The sequence below is a fragment of the Bacteroides mucinivorans genome (assembly GCF_034654355.2).
Classification (GTDB): Bacteria; Bacteroidota; Bacteroidia; order Bacteroidales; family Bacteroidaceae; genus Bacteroides; species Bacteroides nordii.
This window is the reverse complement of sequence record NZ_CP178179.1, coordinates 5,668,730-5,692,061: the sequence shown is the minus strand read 5'-3', so window position 1 is coordinate 5,692,061 and position 23,332 is coordinate 5,668,730. Positions and strand designations below refer to the sequence as shown.

Below are 23,332 nucleotides of genomic sequence, written 5' to 3'. Positions count from 1 at the left end.
CATTTTACAGTAAAAATGAGAAAGCAGATAATAACGATATTATTAGCCGGTATCTTTTCCTGTGCATTCTCACAAGAACAGGAATTGCCGCTTCCGCCCAACGGAAGTCCGGCTTATGATACTCATATAATAGGATTTGGACTGAACGAATTTGAGAATCCTCTGATAAACAGTATTAACAGGGAGCCTTATGGTGCCACGTCCATTTCGTTTTCTTCAGAAGAAGAAGCATTGCAGGTAAACGTAAATACATCTTCCCGTTATAAATCGCTGAACGGACAATGGAAATTTAAGTTCATAACGGACTGGGGAAATCTTCCTGCTGATTTTATGAAGGTTGGTTTTGATGAGTCTTCGTGGGACAATATCTCCGTTCCTTCCACCTGGGAAATGCTGGGGTATGGCAAGCAGGTCTATTGTGGACAGGGATATGATTTCCGCCCCATAGATCCGCCTTTTGTACCTCGGAAAGATAATCACATCGGGTTGTATCGGAAAACATTTACAGTACCTTCCGACTGGAGTGACCAAGATGTATTAATCCATTTTTCTGGGGTGAGAGGAGCTTTTTATTTGTATATCAATGGAAAGAAAGTTGGATACAATGAAGATGGTGGTACTTTGCCCTCAGTTTTTAATATAAGTTCTTATCTGGAAAAAGGAGAAAACCAATTGGCTGTTCAGGTATTAAGATGGAGTGACGGTTCCTATTTGGAAGATCAGGATCAATGGCGTTTCCATGGTATTTGCCGGAATGTTTATTTGGAAACACGCCCGGATGTTTTTATTCAGGACTTTGCAGTAATAACTGACTTAGATAAAGATTATAAAGACGCTAAATTGCGGATACGCCCTTTTATTTCCGGGAAAAACATTGATATATCAGGATGGGTACTTGAAGCCAGATTGTACGCTTCGGATGGTACTCCTGATCCGAATGTACATATGTCTATACCTGCACAAACTATCAGGGATGAAAAATATCAGAAAAACTATGTATTGTCCAAATATTTGGAAGCCGATGTTAAAGCTCCGTTGCTTTGGTCATCCGAAATACCTAACTTATATACAATAGTCCTAACCTTGAAAGATAGTAAAGGTAATATCGTAGAAGCAAGAAGTTCCCGTATCGGATTTCGCAATGTGGAGGTTAAAAACGGAGAACTATACGTTAATGGTAAACGGGAATATGTATATGGAGTAAATAGGCATGAACATGATGCCTGGTATGGAAAAACAATTCCTTATGAAAGAATGGTAGAGGATGTACGGTTAATGAAGCAGTTTGGGTTCAATTCAGTACGTACTTCCCATTATCCTACCGATCCTGTATTTTACGACCTTTGCGATGAATATGGCATTTACGTAATGGATGAGGCAAATGTTGAAACATGTGGTGCAGATGCAGAACTATCGAATAATGAGTTGTGGCTTTTTGCTCAGTTGGAACGTGTGACCGGTATGGTGAAGAGAGATAAAAACCATCCTTCTATCATTTTCTGGTCATTGGGAAATGAATCAGGGGTTGGATATAACAATGCTGCACGGGCATCATGGGTGAAAGATTACGATCCCACACGCCTGATACATTTTGAGGCTTATCTGCATAACGGTGGCTCACGTCAGTATGGCTATGGACTCGATTTTATGAAAACGAATCGTCCTGCGGTTAATCCACCGGAACCTCCTGCTGTTGATGTTGTAAGTACGATGTACCCTTCGGTAGAAGGTATAATCAAATTGGCTACACAAGAGGGAGAAACACGTCCGGTTATGATGTGCGAATATGCACATGCGAAAGGAAATGCTTTAGGCAATCATCAGGAATACTGGAATGCTGTAAAAAAATATCCCCGGCTGATTGGAGGCTATATCTGGGACTGGGTAGACCAAAGTCTTATCCGGAAAGATAGTCTCACCGGCAAAGAATATTTTTCTTCGATAAATGGTACGAATGGACTAATTTTTGCTGACAGGAAACCGAAACCTGCCTTATATGAATGTAAGAAGATATATCAGCAGATAAATTTCGAATTGAAGAATAACGAATTATTTGTTAAAAACGAGTATAATTACCTCCCGCTGTCGTCTTTCGATTTTTCGTGGAAGCTGATGAATAATGGCAAGGTTATAAAAGAAGGAATATTGAGAGAGCTGGATGCTCTTCCGCAATCAGTTTCTAAGGCGAAGATTAATGTTGATTATTCTGACTTAAAAGGTGAAGTTGTATTAGAGGTGAATGCTTATCTCAAAGAAAATACGGTGTGGGCTTCTAAAGGATTTGAAATTGCATTTGAACAATTCATATTGCAAGAGGCCAATATGGAACTGACCGACGGAGGTGAAGGCGAAAACAGTAAATTGAATGTTCAGAAAAAAGAAAATGAAATAAGAATTTATAACGATAATCTTGATGTGACATTTAATCGAAAGTCCGGTTTTTTACAGAACTGGTTGATTGAAGGGAAGGAATTCCTGCAAAAAGGTCCGCAACTCAACTTGTGGCGTGCCCCTACACAAAATGACGGAGGCTATAATCCGGAAGGAAATGAGATTTCCCGCCAGTGGGTAGAAGCCGGATTAGATTGTCTTCAGCATACACTGAAATCATTTAAGCAAACGCAGAGTAAGGATGGCTCGATTATTATCATGACGAACTATCGGGCTCAGAAAACAGGGAATAAAAAGTATGTGGATTATACAACCACCTATACAGTCTATCCATCTGGGAAAATTCAGGTAGATACAGAACTCCGACCTTATGGAAATATTGTAAGTTTTCCACGCGTAGGATATACAATGACAGTAAAAGAGGGCCGTGAAAACTTTTCATGGTATGGATATGGGCCTTTCGATTCTTATAATGATAGGCATTCCGGTGCTCGTTTAGGTATCTTTTCCGGATCTGTGGATGAACAATTTACGCATCATACTTATCCGCAAGAAAATGGAAATAAATATCGTTGTTTATGGGCTTCCCTATCAGATGATAACGGGATAGGACTTATTGCTGAAGGCAAACCTTATATAGAGACAAGCGTGATGCATTACTCGCTTGAAAATTTGTCGCAGGCCGAAAATGAAAATCAGCTGAAATATACAGATAATGTTACATGGAATATTGATTATAAAACTTATCCCATAGGAAATAGGAGTTGTGGTCCTCCTCCTTTGGAAAAATATATTCTTTTTGCCAAACCTGTATCGTTTAGTTTTTGCATTTATCCAATACGAAAATAATAAATAGTCTTTGGGGAAAAAGCTAAATCAGATACTTCATTGGTGAGGAATAGAAACATTTTTCAATGGATATCCCGGGAAGTTACCAGGGGGAACGATCAACTACTGTGTAGTAGTTGACTAGCCTTCCAGTTGTTTTGAAAGCAGACAGGTTTTGAATAAAAAGGAGCCTAGTCTGCTTTTTATTCGATCATTCATTTAGACTTTTCTCCATTCTTTATCTTATTTTGCGTGAATACATACTGGATATTCCTATCCGGGTCTCTTGTCTTTCTTGTTGTACTGCTCTTTATTTGTTAATTACACATTATTAGGCTTCTGTGCAAAGTTTGAACTCTTTTTGTTTCTGTTTTCTACTCGTTTTGACATCTCCTCTGATTCACGGTGTCGCTATATTTGTGAATCTATTAATCTTATTTAAACTTAAATGTACATGAAAAATAAAATTTCTACTCTTGAACAACATTTGTTGATGATTGTACTGATGATTATTCCAGGAATACCGATGTTTTCCTTAGATTTAAATGTATCTCAGTCGGGCACATTATCGTCATTACTTACCGACGAGCAAAAAGCAAATACCGAAAGATTGGTAGTTACCACATCTAATGGTGCAATCTTAAATGAGGTCGATTTTGTTACGTTGTCTGCAATGCCAAACCTGAAAGAACTTGATTTTTCAGGAGATCTTAATACGGAAATTATTACGCCCAATGCTTTTGCTGGTAATACAACTCTTGAAACGATAAAGTTTCCGGCGAATATGAAGACGATTGGGATAGGAGCCTTCAATAATAGTGCATTGAAGGGAGTTGTCTCTTTTCCGAAGACTCTGATAAGCCAAGAAGCTCTTGTTGGCAGGTTTACCAATTGTCAGGGAATTACTGCTTTTGAGTTTCCCGACAATCCGAATCTATCTTCTCATGAAGGAGTTGCTTATGCACAAGGAGGAGCACTCCTGCTTAAGTATCCTTGTGGAAAAACAGCAATATCTTATGTTGTGCCTGATGGTGTTACAACTATAGGAGAACAGGCTTTTTCTTATAACCATCAACTGGAAGAATTATTTATTCCTGAATCTTTGAATAGATTTGGCGCTACTACTGATTTGGTTTTCGAACATGTGACAGGATTAAAAAGAATTGAGGTGAAAGCGGGAAATCCAAATTTTGCCTCAATCGAAGGGATATTAATAAATGTAGTAACCAAAGAGTTTATGTATTTCCCTCCAGCCAATGATACCGAATCATTGGTCGTTGATGGGAGTCTTGTCGAAAGTGTACCGATGAGTTTTTTTTCCTATGCATCAAGCTTGAAGCGGGTTGTTTTTACAGAAGGATTTAAACATGTTGGATACAGAGCTTTCAGACAAGCTACTTTGGATATAAAAATACCAATAGAATATATCGAATTACCTTCTACTATAGAAACGATAGACGGAGAGGCCTTTAATAGCCTTGGGTCTACTATTCAGCAATTTGTTTGTAAAGCAACCACTCCTCCAAGGTTGACAGGAAATTCGACTTTTAGGGAATCGAATGGTAACAGTGTTAAGTTTGCTGTACCGGCAAGTGCACACGCAACCTATCTTACCAGCCAATTTGTGAATGAATATTACCCCGAAGGTGGGGGAGGGAGCTTTACGAGCAGTCAGATTGTTACATATGGAGAAATTTCCGTATCGGGGGGAACTGCCATTCAGAATTATTCTGCAGCTGGGTATTCAATAAAGATTGTTGCAGATGATGCTCCTGACGGTAGATCATTTTCCCATTGGGAGTCGACTACAGGTGCAGTCTTTGTAAATGAAAGTGAACCGGAGACATACTTCAAAATGCCGAATAATGACGTGGCTATCACAGCTGTTTTTGAAGAGCCGAAACCGTACACAATCACTGGCGCAACAATATCTACCAGTGGAGCTGCGGCCCTCGGTACAATAGTTCCACTTCGAACAGGAGCTACAAAAGTAGTAGACGGAACCACCGTATACTTTAAAGAGTGGAAAATAATTCAGGGTGAAGAGGTCGTTATTGGAAATCCGCAGGCTACAACAACTTATTTTACGATGGTTGATGACGAAGTCACAATAGAAGCGGTTTATGATATATTGTATATGATTGACATTACCAGGGGGGATGCTCCGCTGGAAGCCTTTGCAGGAGAAGTCGTTTCAATAACAGCAAATACAAAGTATGGAGAATTTACAAATTGGTCTTCTACAACAGAAGGTGTTATCTTTGCAGATGAAAAAAATGAGAACACTACATTTATTATGCCCGCCAGCGATGTGGTTATTGTTGCAAATTTTAAAGGAACAACAGGTATTCACGATGCAGAAGGAGTTATAATTGGTTTGTATCCTAATCCGGCTATAGACTATATACAACTGACAGGTATTACTAATGGTATTTATACTATTTTTGATATGCAGGGAAATGTGATTACAAAAGAAGAGTTTATAGGTGAAGCAATATCTGTCTCCAATCTTCTGAGTGGTGTATATATATTGAAAATAAACAATATAGCTATCCGATTTGTAAAGAAATAAAAAGGACTGATGGACGGAATATTAGCATTAAATTTAATCTTTTGTTTATTTCCCTAATACATTTATAAACACACAATAATTAATCTTTTATGAAAAGCTTAAATTTCTTATTTAAAAAGTTTTTTTCTGATTGCAATCATCTTTTGCATATCAGAAGTGATGTTTGCTTGGGTGGAAAAAGAAGTTACTCTGACATTATCGTTAACTTGTCGGGTATTCTTAATTCTCTCGATGCAGATATAAATACGATTCCGAAACTGGCGTGATAAACAATGCCGATATTATTATATTTGTGAACTCATTAATATTTCTTAAACTCAAATGTATATGAAAAACTTGAATTTTTTCCTTAAAAGGTATTTTCTGGTTGCAACCATTTTCTGTATATCAGGAACGGTGCTTGCCCAGGTGGAAAAAGAAGTTACTCTGACATCGTCTGTCAACTTGTCGAGTGCTCTTAATTCCCTCGGTACAGATATAAATACGATTACGAAACTGACCGTGATAAACAACACTGATGGTGCTGCCTTATCTTCTACTGATTTTGCAACACTGAATGCAATGAATGCTCTTACTTACCTGGATTTATCGGCGGATAAAAAGACGACGACACTGACAGACAGGGCTTTTGAAAATAATAAAACGATTGAAACAATCAAATTTCCTTCTAATCTGAATAACGTTGGTGCAGCTGTTTTTAATAGTAGTGCATTGAAAGGAGTATTGACCTTTCCACCATCGTTAACGGCTGCCGGTTCTGTGGTAGGGCGCTTCAATGACTGTCAGGGAGTTACAGCTTTTGAATTTCCTGAAAATACAGTTATAACAGCTGTAGACGGAGTTGCATTTACAGACGGCGGAACAACACTGTTAAAGTATCCTTGTGGAAAGCCTGATACCGAATATGTTGTGCCTGAAGGAGTCATAAAGATACAGGATCAGTCATTTTACTATAACCATATCTTAGAAATCCTTACACTTCCGGCAACGATGCAACAGATAGTCGGAAATTCTACCTTTAGGGAGTCAACGGCTTTCAAAGCAGTCTACGTAGCTGAAGGAAACACGTTGTATGCTTCCTCGTCGGGCATCTTGGTGGATCGTGCAGCTAAAAGCTTAATTTATTGTCCTCCGAGAATCACAGAAGTGATCGTTGACGGGACTTTAGTTGAAACGACGCCTGCTTACCGTTTCTTTGGTGGTTCGCCCGATGTACAGAAAATGGTCTTTACTGAAGGTATCCTATCTATAGCGGATAATGGCGCAAGGCTTAACAATAGTGAAAACCTGGCAGACGGTTCGGGAGCATTGACGGAAATCTATCTTCCGTCTACAATTACTACAGTCGGGGGTAATGCATTCTGCCGTCGTGGAAATGTAACTCAGATCGTTTGTCGTGCTGTTACGCCACCTGTTTGTGGAGGTAATGCATTTTATGATGTAGGAAAATCCAATACCGACCCACTTAATATCTATGTTCCTGCAGCATCTTTGTCTGCTTATGCTGGTTGGGGAAATTTATCGGCATATGGTGGAGTATATAAAGCATTTTATAACATTACCCTTACAGATAATGACGGTACAGGAGGTATTCAATCATCTATTGGTACAGATATAGCCTATGCTGGTGCAACTGTAACTATTTCTGCCCCGGAAGCACCGGAAGGAAAGTCCTTCGATAAATGGGTGGTTGTTTCAGCAGGTACGGTTAGTTTTGAAAATGATGATATGGCACTTGCATCGACCACTATAACTATGCCTGCTGCGGATGTAACGCTTACACCAACCTATAAAACAGTAGTTCCTAATTCAGAGGTAGAAGTAACTTTATCAGCATCGGTTAATCTGGCAAGTGCTCTCAGTTCGCATGATGTGAACATTATTACAAAACTAACTGTAATAAACAACACGGATGGTGCTGCTTTGTCATCTTCTGATTTTGCTATGCTGAATGCTATGGAATCCCTTACAATGCTTGATCTGTCGGCAGATGAAAAAACAACCACTTTAACAAGTAACGCATTTGCGAATAATAAGACCATTGAAACAATAAAATTTCCGGCTAAGCTGAATAATATCGAAAGTGGTGTTTTCAATAGCAGTGTATTAATGGGAATACTGACGTTTCCTTCTTCACTGACAAGTGCACCTGCTTTGTTAGGGCGCTTTAATGATTGCCAGGGAGTTACCGGTTATGCATTTCCGGATAATACTGTAATAACAACAGTCGACGGGGTTATATTTGTAGATGGGGGAAGAACATTGTTAAAATATCCTTGTGGAAAACCCGGGGCGGAGTATGTCGTACCTGAGAAAGTGACCAAAATACAGGACCAGTCTTTTTATTATAACCATATACTGGAAACCCTGATATTACCATCTACATTGGAAACATTCTCGAATTTAGGTGCTACATTTAGGTATTCAACGGCTCTGAAGGAAATTTTAGTTGCAGAAGGGAATACCTATTTTGCATCATCTTCGGGACTTCTGGTCGATCTTGCAACTAACAAACTCGTTTATTGTCCTCCGGCGATTACCGAAGTAACCGTTGACGGGGCATTGGTGGAATCTGTGACATTTGACAATAACTTCCGTTTCTTTGGTGAAGCTTCCGGTGTTGAGAAATTTGTATTTACTGAAGGTGTAAAAATCATAGGTGATAATGCAATCAGATTAAGTGCCAGTGAGAATGTTACGGATGGGTCAGGAGCATTGACGAAAATAGACCTTCCCTCAACGCTTACAAATATCGGATCGGCTGCATTCTGTCGCCGTGGGAATGTAACATCTATAATTTCCCGTGCCATTACACCTCCTGTTTGTGGGGCAAATGCATTTATTCAGGTGGGAACAAACACTACTGAACCGCTTAATATTTACGTGCCTGGGGTATCTCTATCTTCTTATGCCGGTTGGGGAAATCTATCAGCATATGGTGGAAAGTATATACCGTTTTACAATGTCACATTAGAAGATAGTGACGGTACAGCAACTATTAAGTCACCTCTTGGAACGGGTATAGCATACGAAGGTGCCATTGTGGAAATTTCGGTTCCGGAAGAAATAAATGGTGAGGTTTTCGATAAATGGGTTGTTACTTCCACCGGTACGGTTATCTTTGAAAATAACGATGAGACAAAAGCAACAACTTCAATTACTATGCCTGGTGCTGACGTTACTCTCACACCTACTTATCGCGAGGTAATTTCAGGAGATCTTTCTGATTATCAAACGTCATGGATCGCTAACGATGGAGGAAAACCCGCTAACCATATCCCTCACAGTATGGAATCGATTTTCGTTCGTGAAGATGGTATTGTTGCAAGCATTTGTGGTTGGGATGAAGGAGGCACAAATGTTGGATTATGGAAAGATGGAGCTGTTCATAGTGTTCCTTTTGAATCGGGAACAGGTAGCTGGGGGCGGAACTCGGGTAAAGCTGTGGTTCTTGATAACAGTTATGTTTACCAGTTGATGAGTTTTAGTGGTCATGCGGGAGATGGTGGTGTAAGTAAAAACACCAACGGACTACAAAGATTCCCGCCCAAAGAAGCTGTATGGCATTTTGTTGCTCGCTATAGAGTAAGCGATGGTATTTCATCCAGATTCTCTACGGGATATGGTCCTGCTGAAAATTTGATGCGTATCGCTACACATGCAGATCAGTATCTGGCAGGGTTGGCAATCAGAGGTAATGACCTTATTGTTGCCGTGCCTGGAGTTCCGTCGCAGAATATACCGGACTCTCTGAAAATATACGATAAAACGACCATGCGTACCAGTGCTACTGCTAACGGAGGTTTCCAGATTACAGAAGGTGGTGTGGGATATATCGTTGCAGACAATAAAGGCTATGTATGGATGCTTCAACCCGATATGAAAAGAATTGTTGCAATAAGTTTGACCAGTGGAGCTATTCGTGCCCAATCGACAATAACAATACCTGAGGGTGTTGAGGCTAAGTCATTCTCAGTAGACACTTATAAAAACCGTATTTTACTGCCTAATTCAGGAAAAGACCTGAATGTGCTGATATATACTGATATCTATTCATCACCTGTTCAGTCTTCAACATTTGGAGTAAAAGGAGGTATTTTCGTAAAATCTCCTAAACCTCTAAGTGAAGGAGGCGGAGAATATTTGCAAGGAGAGGTTGGCCATATGCGTTTCCCTGGTCCTACAGGTGTAGGTGTTGATGGAAATGGGAATATATATATATCCAATATGTTTGTCGGAACTTCAACTGCCGTACTGTATTCTTATAAAGAAGAAACACAGGAGCTGAACTGGAAACTTGAAGGTCTTTCATTTACAACTACGGCTGATTTTGATTTGAATAATCAAAACGTATTCTTTACACCGGATAAAATACATGAAGTGGACTATTCTAAGCTTGGAGGCCGTTTGGATAGGCTTGTCGCATCATCCTTCGACCCGTTCACTTTTCCCAATGATTTCCGTAATTTCCCATCACCTATTATCTGTGGGGTATTCAACCGGAAAATAGATGGGCATGATTTCATGTACGTGACCAATATGTACTCAAGCATATTAGGCGTATATCGTTTTGACAAGGAAAAGCATGGATACATTGCTATTCCATGTAATGATATCCGGAAAGAGTACTACTGGGAAGATAAGAATGGAGATGGACAGAAAACAGACGATGAAATCAATACTTTCCCCACAGTTGTAAATACATTCTCTATGTATCCTGATAAAGATGGGAATGTTTGGATGACCGATGCTGTAAGTGCTCCGACCAATATTCAGTTCAAATTGTTTAAAGTGAAGCGTGTAAATGAAAAAGGCATTTTGGAATATGAAAATCCTGTATCATACAAGCTTCCGAGTTATATAATTGAAGCTGGACGTGTAATGTACGATTCGGAACGCGATGAACTCTATGTTACTTGTTATACTCAAGCCAATCCAAATCCTAACCCGAGTGTATGGGGACGTGCAGGATCTACATTATTGACTTATAAAAATATAAAAGCAAAACTTGCAAATATCAACAATGTACCTTCCGAACAATGGCAATATGATAAGGAAATGCTGATACCGGTTGCTACGGTAAATGAAGACCTTAGTGCTAAATCTCTGGCTTTTGCCGGTGACTACTTCTTTGTATTCCTTACCCGTAATGGTGTTATAAATGTTTATAACAGGGATACCCAAGAGTTTGTAGGAGAAGTATCTCCTGGAGTGGAAGTTGGTAAAACGAGTGGTTGGACCGATATAACTTATGCTTTAAATGCGCGTAAGAATGCAGATGGTACTTATGAATTATTGGGTGAAGAAAATGGATATGCAAAAGTGATTCATTATATGATAAGAAGCCTGACTCCAACCGGCATAGAAGAGGAAGAAGGTGATAGTAATACAAAATTTACTGTTTACCCGAATCCGGCGACAACAACCATTAATATCGATACAAATATAGCCGAATATGCGGTTTCATTAATATCAGTTGATGGCAGAAAGGTTATACAGCGGAAAATGGCAAATAGTAATTCAATTGATATATCGAATGTGCCAAAGGGGATCTATATTCTTGAAGTTACAACTCCGAATGAAAGGGTGAGTAAGAAGATCATACTTAAATAAGGAGATTGCATATCTGACTGATAGTTAAATATTGGTCGCAAAAATGAAAAGCCAGGAAATCAGAAACGATTATCCTGGCTTTTTTATATTTCTGTTTTTAGGGATTCTGGATTAAACTGTAATATCATATACTTTGTTTTTTCGTGTGTTTTTTATCTATCTGATAATTTACCTGTGAATAAAGATCCCCAATAAACAAACTAAAAAAAGGTGCCGATCAGGGCACCTTTCACTATTTGATTAAAAATAACTCTTATAATTTTCTTAATCCTTTCAATTGGGATTTGTCTGTTACCGGAACGATGCTGATCGCATAGCCTCCTCCTGCTACTGATACCTGTGTCAATTTAGACTTATTTGTTACAAGAACTTTTCTAATAGTATATGCCTGGGGATTGGTTTTGTAATCTGCATCTTTACCGTCCGCATAGATTGTGGCCACATATACCTTGTCGGAATCAAGAAAATCAAAGGTTATATTTGATGTAAATTTATTATTTCCAGCAGTATTACCGACAAACCAATTGTCTGTATTCTTAGCTTTACGTGCTACTGTAATATATTCGTTCGGTTCGGCTTCCAGATAGATACTTTCATCCCAATCCAACGCTACGTCTTTGATAAACTGAAAAGCATCAGGAAAGCGATCATAATTTTCTGGTAAATCGCATGCCATTTGCAGAGGACTACTCATTGTAACATAAAGAGCCAGTTGGTTTGCTAAAGTTGAATTACAATGAGAAGGGTTCTTTGGATTTAACTTAGTCATGTCCATCTCAAAAACACCGGGAGTGAAATCAATAGGCCCTCCGATAACACGAGTAAAAGGTAATATGGAAGTGTGACTGGCTTTGTTTCCTCCGTATGCCTGATATTCTGTTCCTCTTGTCGCTTCATTTCCTATAAGGTTTGGCCATGTACGGCAGATTCCGGTTGGCCTGACTGCCTCATGTGCGTTTACCATAATTTTATATTCTGCTGCTTTTTCAATTGCATACTGATAATGGTTATTCATCCATTGGCTATAATGGTATTCTCCTCTGGGAATAATATCTCCTACATATCCGCTTTTTACGGCAGGATATTCATATTTATTCATCAGCTGATAAGCTTTTTCCAGATGCCGTTCGTAGTTACGGATGGAAGAAGATGTTTCATGGTGCATAATCATTTTCACACCTTTGCTTTTTGCATACTGATAAATTTCTTCAATATCGAAATCGGGATATGGAGTTAAAAAATCGAATACATAATCTTTCGTAAAACCAAACCAGTCTTCCCATCCGATATTCCAACCTTCAACCAATACTCCGTCAAAGCCATGTTTTGCTGCAAAATCAATATGTCGTTTCACGTTCTCAGTTGTAGCACCATGCCTTCCATGGGGTTTTACTTTTGTAAAGTCATCTATTCCAAGATGTACACTTGTCAATTCGTTTGTATAAGACCAGTCTTTCATCCCCGTAATCATTTCCCACCAGACACCTACATATTTCATTGGTTTTATCCACGAAGTATCCTCTATCTTACAGGGCTCATTTAAATTTAATGTGATATTTGATGCTAAAATATCACGGGCGTCATCGCTTACAATGATTGTTCGCCAAGGTGTATTACAGGGTGCTTGCATGTTTCCTTTTGATCCATTGGCATCGGGATTTATCCATGAGCGGAAAATGAAATTTTTGTCATCCAGATCAAGATGCATACATCCATAATTTATAAGAGCAGCTTCATGCAAATTTATATAAATACCATCGGCTGTTTTTAGTTGTAACGAAGTCTGGACCCCGGTTGGAGAAAATTCAGTTTCAGAAACATTACCGGTCCTGGCACCTGGCATTAACTTTCTGACTTCCGAAAGTTTCGATACAGTATAATCGTATTCTTGAGTATCATAATCTCCCGGAATCCAATAAGCAGTATGGTCGCCAGTCATGGCAAATTCCGTTAACTCCTCTTTTATCACGAAATAAATGAGGCTTTTCTGGTTTGGAAATTCATATCTGAATCCCAGGCCATCGTCGAACAGGCGAAAGCGTATCAAGAGATTTCTATCCGTCTGGGCCTGCTTTAATAATACCGATAGTTCGTTATAGTGATTACGGATGTATTTGTTTTCTCCCCAAACAGGTTGCCATGTTTCATCAAAACTATCCTCTTTGGTTTCTAATAATGAGAAACCATCATACAAAGATGTTTTAGGGTCGGAACTTTTTATTATTTCAGTTCCAAATCCAACATCATCCCCTCCTTGCAAAACCAATCCGAGTTTACTGGGATTTATTACCTCTTTTCCTTTATAGGATAATGAATAAGCGGGAATTCCATTCTTTAAAATCTGGAATTGCATTTTCAAATTACCATCAGGTGATTGTAATTCGAGCGAATGGATAGTTCCTGCCATTAGACAACAACTCAATAGAAAAAATAACTTTTTCATGTTCTTTTAGTATCTGTTATTAAATTAAAATATGGTTGATATAAAATTTTCCTTTGGATATTTAAAATAGCACGAGGATTGTAGTGTCGGTGATTTCCTCCGGTTGCTTTCATTCACGATATAATGATGTTAAGATCACCATTGCAAAAATACAATTTTTTTCAATTATAACTTATTGCCTTTAAGTTTATTTCTGTGATATGAAAATATGTAATTTTCTGAATGCTAGTGGTTTATCTTCTTTATGATTGCTTTATCTCTATTTTAGTCGTGTTTTGTTTGGGATTTTTTCATAGTTTATCGTTCTACAAGAAAAAAAAACAGGATACTTTTGTTCCATAGAATTTTTTGATTCTAATATCAATCATTAAAACTAATTAGAGATATACATGGAAAACAACTTATCTAAAAAGATTCTTTTGTTTCTTTTTCTATTTCTTCCGGTTTTTTTATTTGCTCAAATAAAGACCATAAAAGGAAATGTAAAAAGTGATAGTGGAGAGCCGTTGATAGGAGTTTCTATCAAGGCAAATGATGCAAACATGAGTTCATCCGTAGGTTCAATTACTGACTTGGATGGTAATTATTCAATCCGGGTTACTTCGACGGCTGAACTAACGTTCAGTTATGTTGGCTTTAAATCACAATCTGTTGTTGTAGGCAATCAGACAGTCATTAATATTACGATGGTTGAAGAAACGCAGATGCTGGATGATTTTGTTGTGATAGGCTACGGAAAGGTGAAAAAAAGTGATATAACTGGAGCCATTTCTTCAGTTAAGGTAAAAGACATGGAAAATACGGCCAGCGCTGGTATTGAGTCAGCTCTGCAAGGAAAAGTTCCAGGTATGCTTGTTACAAAATCGAGTGGAGAACCTGGTGCAACGGCCGATATCCGACTTCGTGGTGTTGGCTCTTTTAATAGTTCGGGGCCGCTCTGGATAATTGATGGAGTGCCTCAAAATCCGGGAGCAGAATTCAATATGAATGACGCCGAATCAGTAGAAATACTTAGAGATGGTTCTGCTGCTGCTATTTATGGAGCACAGGCTGCAAATGGAGTAATTCTTGTGACAACGAAACGGGGTAAGAAAGGAGAGTCCAAAATAAGTTTTAATTCCTATGTTGGGTTTAATACTCCTACCAAAATGCCTGATGTGCTTAGTACAAGACAATTAAAGGAATTAAGACTGGAAGACTTCCGCGGACAGGGGAAAATGACAGAAGCTGAAATGCTGGCTTTTCCGAGCCAATATAGCAGTAGTGGCGGTAAGAACATCATGGCTTACGCATTGGATTATGATCTGACCAATGTCGATTATAACTGGAAAGATATTATTTTCGATACGGGATTAACTCAGAACTATGACCTTTCTTTCAGCAAAGGAACAGATGAATATAACTATTACGCTTCATTTAACTTATATGATGAAGGAGGGACATATTTGGATACACGTTTCAGACGCTATTCGTTCCGCCTTAATTCTGAAATAAAATTGAATAAATGGGCTACATTTGGCGAAAATATGCAAATCCTCCACGTCAATAAAAAACAAAATTCAAATTCAAACTACCTTGTTAGTTACATGCGTACCGTACCTTTCATGATGCCCTATGACAGTACCAATCAGCCGGGAGGGTATGGGTATTTCCCAAAGACCAATGTGGACGGGAGCCCTATCATAGATCCCATATCGGGAAAAGAGACAAGTATCGAAAATATGCTTGCCGCATACGACGGACGTAACCTGCTGGCATATGAAGAAACTGCAGATAACAGAGCAAAGGACTTCAAAGTAAACGGAAATATCTATTTAAGGTTGCAACCGATAAAAGATTTAACTATAACAGCAACTATGTTCGGTGGCTTTTTTACAGCCGATAGCCGCCAGGAAGCCGGACAATATCAATATGCCGCCGAGAGTAAATTATATTCGTCTATGTATCAGGCCGTTTCAAGGGGATATTCATTGGGGGGAAATCTCGTTGCAAATTATAATAAGACCTTCAATGACATACATTCTCTTGCTTTGATGGCTGGTATGGAATGCGAAAAATCTTATTCTACTGGAGTTAATGTCAGTGCTAAAAATATGATCGGCGATATTTACCGTGCATCTTTGGCAGATGCAGTAAACCGACAGGCAAGCGATACTTATTCGAATGGTGCTTATCTGTCGTATTTCGGACGTGTAAACTATAGCTTAATGGATAAATATATATTCATGGCGATGATCAGACGTGATGGTTATGATCGTTTTGGACCCGAAAATCGCTGGGGAAACTTCCCTTCCTTTTCGGGAGCGTGGCGGATCAGCAATGAGAATTTTATAAAAGATAACCAGTCATTTTCGTGGTTGTCTGATCTTAAGCTCAGAGCATCCTGGGGACTTTTAGGAAATATGGGTGGCATACAGCAGTTTCTCTATACAGCCAACTATATCACCCCGAATGCCAACTATGCATTGGGAAGTACAGATGCCGATGGTAATCAGACATCTGTGACCGGACTTCGTCTTGATAAGTTACCCAATCATAAAATTAAGTGGGAAGAAATCTCTACAATCAACCTTGGACTCGATGTAGGAGCGTTTAATAATTCCTTGCAGTTTACATTCGATTGGTATATCAAAAATACTTCAAATGCATTGTTCAAGAGTTCGTTGCCTGCAATGGCAGGACTGGGAACTAATCTACAAGACGTGTTCTATACTTTTAATGTTGGAAAAATAAGGAATACAGGTTTTGATGTGGAAGTTAGTTATCGCAATAGAATAGGTAAGGAACTCAGTTACTCCGTTGGTGCCAACCTGGGCTATGTACGCAATAAGGTAAAGAACACAGATGGAAGCAACGCAGTATTATATTCAGATCGGAAGGTTTTGGGTAGTCAGAATGTATCTGTCACACAAGTAGGACTTCCTATCGGTTCATTTTTTGCATACGATGCAATAGGGGTATTCCAAACGCAGGAAGAAGTAGATGAATACAACAAAAAAGCGCAGGAAAATGGGTACAGTTATTACCAACAGACGGGAACAGGTCCTGGAGACTTGATATTCAGGGATGTAAACAATGACGGGCATATAACCTCCGACGATATTGTACATGTTGGTGATCCATGGCCGGATTTTACCTATGGGTTCCATATCGATCTGAACTACAAATGGTTTGATTTCAATGTGCTGTTTCAAGGGGTTCAGGGCAATGATATTTTCAATAACTTCCGTCAGGTAACCCATTCATTGTATAATGATTATAATACGACCACTCATGCACTGGACAGATGGACAGGTCCTGGAAGTACGAATGAAAACTTCAGAAGTTCTACCAGCGACCCGAATAATAATAAAAGTTCCGTTTCGACATGGTATATTGAGGATGGATCATATCTGAGGATGAAGAACATTCACATAGGGTTTACATTTCCACAGCAATGGCTGAGTAAGTGTGCTATATCTAAACTTCGCATTTACGCTTCTGCACAGAATTTACTGACATTTACCAAATATGAAGGTTTTGATCCAGAATTTTCGGCTTCACAGAATACTGCATTTGGTATAGATACCGGTAATTATCCGCAGTATAAAACATTCTTATTCGGTCTGCAGATAGATTTTTAAATGCAGGAAATGATGAAAACTATTTTATAATCAGAAAAACAATAAACATATTATGAAATATATAAAATTGATACTGTGCATCGTCGTTTTCGGATGTTTTACATCATGTGAAGACTTTGTGGATGTCGAGAACTATGGAGGTATCCCGTCCGATGATCTTATAAACAGTGTTGAAAATGCCCAGACGGCTCTTAATGGAGCCTATAATGGATTGTACGGCGAATGGTTGTATTTTTATGGGATATATTATTATACCTGTTTTGCAACCGGCGAGCTTGAATTCAGGGCAACTCTGGAAGATGTAAAACCAATGGTAAACTTTGGATATTTCGATGGTTCCAGTGCGATTTACTGCTATTGGAAAAATCTTTATTCTATCATTTCCAGATCTAACGACGTATGTACAAAAATATATTCATTGAGGAATAGCGGTTCGTTGACTCAAACTGAAAATCAGGAATTGGACAAGATGATCGGAGAATGTAATTTCCTTCGTGGTTTTGCTTATATGTCTTTAACCCGTTCGTTCGGGGATAAATTACCATCGCATCCGCAGTATGATCCCAACGGCTTAGGAGTGCCTATAGTCGATACATTGATTGTTTCGAGAGATCAGTTAATGATACCACGTAATACTTTAGGTGAGTGCTGGAATGAAATAATTACCAATTTTGAGACGGCATATAACCGCTTACCAACTTCGTGGCAAACCACTAAATTAGGAGCGGTAACAAAAGGTGCAGCCGCAGGATATCTGGGACAAGTGTATATGTATCTCGAAGATTATGGGAAAGCGAAAGAGTGGTTTGTTAAAGCAATGGAGTGCGGAAATCAGACCGGTGGAGAATATCAATTAACTAAGGAATATGCGTGGAATTTCGATTTCAATCATGAGAATAATTCTGAATCTATTTTTGAGATACAGTTCCAGACTGTAAATGACGATACCAAGGCCGGTTCTTATTTATGGAGACGTTTAGGCCCCGATGGTGTCGGTGGTGGTTTTGGAATTGTAAATGTAGCAATGGATTGGGTGAATAAATACAATACAGGTTATGAGATTACCCAGGAAGTGTATGACAAATATGTTTCATTACCTTCCAATAGTGAAACTAATATTGTTCTACGGGAATTGATGAAAATATATGGAACCGCGATAGGAGTACAGGTTTTCTCTGAGGAAGAGTTTTTCAACCTTTATACAGGTGACTGGGATGCTTTAGGAAATGATATAAATACAGTATTAAGGGCCAATGGATATCGCTTGAATGTTAAGACAGAACCGGGTTGGGGTACAGTAAACAGTAAATACATTCAGACCTTCCTGAATGAATCACGTGCCGCAGATCCCCGTATGTACGCTTCCTTCTATGTTCCAGGAAGAGACTCTATATCGACGAATTGGGCCGGGACCAATATAAAACCTTATCCTAACAGTTATTATGGATTTAAAAAATACATTCCTTATAATGCGATAGAGAATTGGGCAACAGAAGGGTTGCCGGGCTTTGAAGGGCATAATTCAATCAATCAACGTATTTTCCGTCTTGCCGATCTGTATTTGCAATATGCTGAGGCATGTTATAAAACGGCTGATATGACTAATGCTAAGAAATATTTGAATAAAGTAAGAAGAAGAGCGTGGGGGTATCCGTTTGATGATGCATCTTTAGCTGTGACTGTATCTGTCGATTATCCTTCTTCGGAAGATAGTGGTGATTTTATGGATGCCATAATAAAGGAACGTGAGAAAGAATTATGTCTTGAGACTCATTTGTGGTTCGACTACTTGCGTTGGAACAAAGCCGAAGAATTATTTGCAAGTAGGGGATTTGAACCTAACAAACATCATCGCTTACCGATTCCACTTACCGAAAGGCAGCTTGTAGGAATGAATGTACTATTACAAAATTCGGGGTACTAACAAAATTTGAAATGAACAATCAATCCTCTCTCCGGGGGATAAACCCTCGGAGGAATTTATACTAATTAAAAATAAATTATTATGAGAAAAAAGTTTACTATTTTGGCGTTTGCTGTTTCAATGTTGACAGCTGGTAATTTGTTCGCTCAGGATTATTATGAGCACATTAAAACGATGAATATTTATTCGACGGATGAGTTTATTGAAATTGATGGAGTTGCCAATGAGAGTTGTTGGTCGGCAGCCGAAGTTACCGAAAATGCTATTGATGTCGTAACACATGATTGGGGTGTAGAGCCTGTTCCCAATATATGGGGATATGAAGCATCTTTCAAGGCTGTATATGACAAGCGTTACATTTATTTTTTCATTAAGGTAAAGGATGATACATATATACCTTATGATGAAGCACTTAAAAAATCGGATACAGGTGTGGATAATATCGAACTGTTTTTCTTTCCCGATCCGGAAGGAAGGGATGAGTATCATTCTTCAATAGACGCACGTGGACGTGGCCATTCACAGTTACGTATGTCAGTTGGCAGTGAAGATAACCGCGCAACCGGTGGAGGTTATGCCGGAGGTAGAATTGTAAATAATAAGCTTACAGGTTATGAATATAAAACTGTAAGGACTGCTGAGGGATATAATATTGAAGGAATTGTACCATGGAGTGAAGTAATTCCGGAAGGATACGAGGGAAATCTTGAAGTGGGCAAAAAAATCTTGTTTGATATCAATGCTGCTAATTGTACAGACTACGATAGCAACACTCGTGTTGTAATTCTGGGTTGGTCAGGAGAAGATCATAATGCTTGGAGATGGAATGCCGAGTTGGGAGAAATGCTTTTCATGGGACCGCTTGGAGGAGCAACATCCATTGCGCAAACTGAAATATCAAATGTAAATTATACATTCGTTAACGGAGTATTATCTCTTCAAAATGCTGATAACTTAAAGGTGGACATCTGCGATATCGCTGGGAAAACTGTAAAATCTTTGACGTATACCCAAGCAGTCGATTTGTCTGATTTACAATCAGGCGTTTACATTGTGAACGTAGCTGGTCGTACAAGCATTAAGATAATAAAATAATAGGTTGATTGTTTTTTTACAGGTAAATTGTTTCTCGGGATATTTCGCAAATAAATAAATTAGGGGATGTGTCAAAATAGGCACATCCCCTTTTGTGTGTAAGTTAATTGATTTTGATAGGAGGAATTTATTGTTTTTTTTCTGTACTTTCGAAATGGCGTTGTTGCTGTTCCACCTGCTTCATTTCATTGATACGATCTTGCTCTTCTTTAGCGAGACGTTCTATTTCGTTCATATCTATTTCTTCTACCGTTCCTGTATTAAACTGTTCAGTTTTTGCTGGTACACGTAACTCCTTATAGATAGCAGGACGATCTGTCGGAATAGTAGTGAATTCAACGGTAGCTATCGGATGAATCTGAATACCGGGGTGTAACAGGCGTGCAGTAACTTTAACTTTCCCGGCCTTATTGGTAGTACGTATCAAGGCTGGTGCTGTTCCCCAGCGGCTAACTTTTGGGTTGGCTTCAATGTCACGACCACCTACCAATTCACCTTCACCTTCTACTTCAAAAATGACTGTTTCTTGTGAAAGGCGCTTTACATAGCCATCTTTGTCAGTAATAGAAGCGATGACTGTAACGATGTCCGAACCATTAGCCTGAGGTGGGAGCCCGGAATCAATAGTCAGCACTATCTTTTCATTTCGTTTGGATGGCATATTTTTGGCTGTGGCTACCACCTTTCCTCCTATGAACCCTTCGGCTACAATACTACATTCTTCTGCTTTGTCTGCTCGGTGTAGTGCGCGTACATCTACAAAACTGTATGCATTCTTGAATGTGATGGGAGGGTGGCGAATCCCTTTCTCTTCAATTTCAGGTACTTGTGTCAGGCTTGTTTTTCCATTAATAGTGATACGTACGCTGTCACAGTTGGAATAAACTACTATGTCTTCCGGTGAAAACGGAGTCATGGCGTTGGCAATATAGACCATTGGACCACTATCTGCCTGGGTTAATTTAACAGCCGGATCACGTTGACTCATCCACATGTAATAAGAATATTTGGGTTGACGGAAGGCATCCATGATACCTCCCCAGAATGGATCGGGGTGATAACCGCGCTGGTGGTCGAAAGAATGCCATAAAGCTCCACCAATGTGTCCTTTAGGAGCTTTGTAGAATTGATCGATGGTCAATGAACCACCATATTTTTTGCGTGCATAATGTTGCGCCTGGCGTATTTGAGGCTCTTCTCCCCATTCACGGGCTACACGACTGTAAGAATTGTGTGAGTTCCAATCGTCTACACAGTCGCCGAACTCGCGTGTGAAACATGATTTGCCTAATTTCTGATAGTAATCTTCATTTTTGGGAGCAGTATAGATGACATCGTATTTATAGGCTCCTTTACTCTTATCGTCAATGCTTGCATAGCATCCTGGATACGGATACTCTTCATGTGTAGCATTATAAGCATTCAGAGCAAATGATTCAGGAAAAGCTGTTTCGTTCAGAACAGGCTCCCACATGATAACAGAAGGATGATTACGGTCACGGCGTACCATGTTGCGTATATCAGAAATAATTCTTTCTTCAAAGATAGGATCGGGGTTCCAGTATTGCCATCCTGGAGTTGCTACGATAATGAACATACCCAGTTCATCGCAAGCATCCATAAAAGCGGGATCTTGCGGATAGTGTGCCGAGCGTATGATGCGGCATCCGGCATCACGTAGCTTTTTCACATCCAGCCATTGCAGATTGTTGGGTACGGCATTGCCGATATAGGCATAATCCTGATGACGATTTACCCCCATCAGCTTATCTTCAAACGGCTTTCCATTGATATATAACCCGTCGGCACCACGAAACTCGATAGATCGGATACCAATACGCGAAATCGTTTCGTCGCATACTTTGCCGTCGCAATATACCACAGTTTTGAGTTGATATAAATGGGGGGTATCCGGATGCCAGAGGGCGGGAGTTTTAACTGATAATTGTTGTTCTATACTTCCGGAAGCTCCTGCTGCCAGTTGCAGGTTTTTCTTGCCTGAAGCGACTTTCTTTCCATTAGCGTCAATGAGAATGGTTTCGATCCCTACTTTTTTCCCTGTATTTCCTTCATTGGCAATGTGGGTTTTAACATTGATTTTTGCCTTTTGATCGGATATGTCTTCATAACTAACAAATATACCTCCGCTTGCTGTTTGCCCGGCAGCATTTGCATCGGTGATATGAACGTCATTGGTACTGATGAAGTAACAATCACGATAGATTCCTCCAAAAACAGAGAAGTCCATTGTGTATTGTTTACGTCCGGGAGGGAAAGATGGATCGTCACTATTATCTGCACATACAGCTATTACTACGTCATCACCCGCTTTTACACCCGCCTTGGTCAAATCTATTGTGACAGGAAGAAAACCACCAAAATGTTCTTTTACTTTTTGTCCGTTTACATAGAAGCTGCTTTTCCCCATGATGGCTTCGAAATAAAGAGAAAGACGTTTACCCTGATATTTTGTATCGATAGTAAAATGTTTGCGATACCACGCAGGGCCTTGATAATTACGTGAACCACTGGCTTCGGATGGCATAAGTTCTACTGTATGAGGAAGGTTAACAATTTCCCATGTTTGGTCATTGAAACTCTGTGAAAAAGCGCCAGATTGAGCCCCCCGGTGAAATCTCCAGCCTGAATTGAAGTCAAGAATATTACGTTCAGAGTTGTTTGTGGAATAGAAACCGGCAGCAGAGAATCTCTCCTGAGAGTATGCGGTGTAGCATATTATTATGAGAAAAAGAACCAATAATGCTTTTCTTTTCATACTATTATTTTATAAATGATTTAATGTTCTTTTGAGTAGTAGAGTTTTACTTTTCTAAGATCAGTTT

At 39.2% G+C, this 23,332-nt stretch carries 8 protein-coding genes; 6 read left to right on the top strand and 2 right to left on the bottom strand.

What is annotated here, in order from left to right:
- Nucleotides 1-15 precede the first annotated feature (15 nt).
- The 3 genes from VCM39_RS21390 (at nucleotide 16) to VCM39_RS21380 (ending at nucleotide 11,404) form a co-directional block, all read left to right on the top strand.
- Nucleotides 16-3,240, top strand: coding sequence for a glycoside hydrolase family 2 TIM barrel-domain containing protein (locus VCM39_RS21390; RefSeq protein ID WP_322933386.1), 3,225 nt, complete (start codon nucleotides 16-18; stop codon nucleotides 3,238-3,240).
- A gap of 433 nt (nucleotides 3,241-3,673) precedes the next feature.
- Entirely contained in the window at nucleotides 3,674-5,791 is a 2,118-nt protein-coding gene (locus VCM39_RS21385) for a leucine-rich repeat protein (RefSeq protein WP_322933385.1), read from the top strand.
- 327 nt (nucleotides 5,792-6,118) lie between these two features.
- Entirely contained in the window at nucleotides 6,119-11,404 is a 5,286-nt protein-coding gene (locus tag VCM39_RS21380) for a leucine-rich repeat protein (RefSeq protein ID WP_322933384.1), read from the top strand.
- A gap of 253 nt (nucleotides 11,405-11,657) precedes the next feature.
- Here VCM39_RS21380 and VCM39_RS21375 read toward each other — a convergent pair whose 3' ends face one another.
- A complete protein-coding gene (locus VCM39_RS21375) occupies nucleotides 11,658-13,847 on the bottom strand; it encodes a glycoside hydrolase family 97 protein (RefSeq protein WP_289291171.1) in 2,190 nt (729 codons plus the stop codon).
- 389 nt (nucleotides 13,848-14,236) lie between these two features.
- Here VCM39_RS21375 and VCM39_RS21370 point away from each other — a divergent pair, with 389 nt between their 5' ends.
- The 3 genes from VCM39_RS21370 to VCM39_RS21360 all read left to right on the top strand — a co-directional run bounded on the left by VCM39_RS21370 (nucleotide 14,237) and on the right by VCM39_RS21360 (nucleotide 20,489).
- Nucleotides 14,237-17,470 (top strand): SusC/RagA family TonB-linked outer membrane protein, encoded by a 3,234-nt coding sequence (locus tag VCM39_RS21370; protein WP_221648508.1) that lies wholly within the window; start codon nucleotides 14,237-14,239, stop codon nucleotides 17,468-17,470.
- Between the two features lie 52 nt (nucleotides 17,471-17,522).
- Complete coding sequence (locus VCM39_RS21365) at nucleotides 17,523-19,394, top strand: RagB/SusD family nutrient uptake outer membrane protein (RefSeq protein WP_221648509.1); 1,872 nt, start codon at nucleotides 17,523-17,525, stop codon at nucleotides 19,392-19,394.
- A gap of 81 nt (nucleotides 19,395-19,475) precedes the next feature.
- Entirely contained in the window at nucleotides 19,476-20,489 is a 1,014-nt protein-coding gene (locus tag VCM39_RS21360; RefSeq protein WP_221648510.1) for a sugar-binding protein, read from the top strand.
- A gap of 127 nt (nucleotides 20,490-20,616) precedes the next feature.
- Here the strand turns inward: VCM39_RS21360 and VCM39_RS21355 are convergent, their stop codons facing one another.
- Nucleotides 20,617-23,265, bottom strand: a complete 2,649-nt coding sequence (locus VCM39_RS21355; protein ID WP_322933383.1) for a glycoside hydrolase family 2 TIM barrel-domain containing protein — start codon at nucleotides 23,263-23,265, stop codon at nucleotides 20,617-20,619.
- Nucleotides 23,266-23,332 lie beyond the last annotated feature (67 nt).